The sequence below is a fragment of the Shinella lacus genome (genome assembly GCF_010994755.1).
GTDB classification, from domain to species: Bacteria; Pseudomonadota; Alphaproteobacteria; order Rhizobiales; family Rhizobiaceae; genus Shinella; species Shinella lacus.
The window spans coordinates 1-664 of the sequence record NZ_WHSB02000050.1 but is presented as its reverse complement, the minus strand read 5'-3'; the positions used below and the strand labels follow the sequence as shown (position 1 = coordinate 664).

The following is a 664-nucleotide window of genomic DNA, read 5'->3' as shown; positions in this document are numbered from 1 at the left end:
TTCCCAAAGCCGTTCCAGTTCGCTGATCGGCTCTTCCTTCCAATCCACCCGCAGGTCGACCAGCGGCCATGACTGGCGGTCTGCGATCAGCAGCGCCGCTGCCATGATCGGCTTGGTTTCTCCTCCGGCATCGAGCCCTCCCCTGATGGCGGCCAGCAGGCGCTCGGCAAAGGGCAGGTCCATCGCCGCCTCATAGGCCTCGACCACGCGGCGCGGCACCTCGTCATTGGCCAGGAGGTTGCCGGTCGAAACGCACTGGTTGCCAGCGTGGCCAGCATGGATGCACTCGATGGCCGCACCGTTGTAGAAGGCCACGCCTCCCTCGCGGTCGACGGCGGCGAATTGCCGTTCCTGCGGAAAGTCATTGGTGGCGGCCAGGAAGTCGACGGTCTGGCGGGCGGTGAAGCCCTTGGTGAGGAGTTCGATGCCGACGGGTCCGGAGCGGATATCGGTGCGGTGTTGGGTGGTGACCGCACCAACGCCGGCGCGCGCCCATGGGCACCGATTTCCCACCGCCACGGCCGATGTGGCGATGCTGACGCCGAACATTCCGGTTTTGGGGTCGCGGGCGGCTAGCGAGAAGGTCATGGAAGTTTACCCTTGTGTTTAGCGCTACAACGCTTATTTTAACGCTAAAATACAGTGGGACGACGAGGTGTCAAAT

The 664-nt window shown here is 63.6% G+C and carries 1 protein-coding gene; it reads right to left on the bottom strand.

The features are described 5' to 3' along the window. Window positions 1–588: DUF1028 domain-containing protein (locus GB927_RS34240; RefSeq protein WP_256121591.1), on the bottom strand; the 588-nt coding region annotated here is incomplete at its 3' end. Between the last annotated feature and the right edge of the window lie 76 nt (window positions 589–664).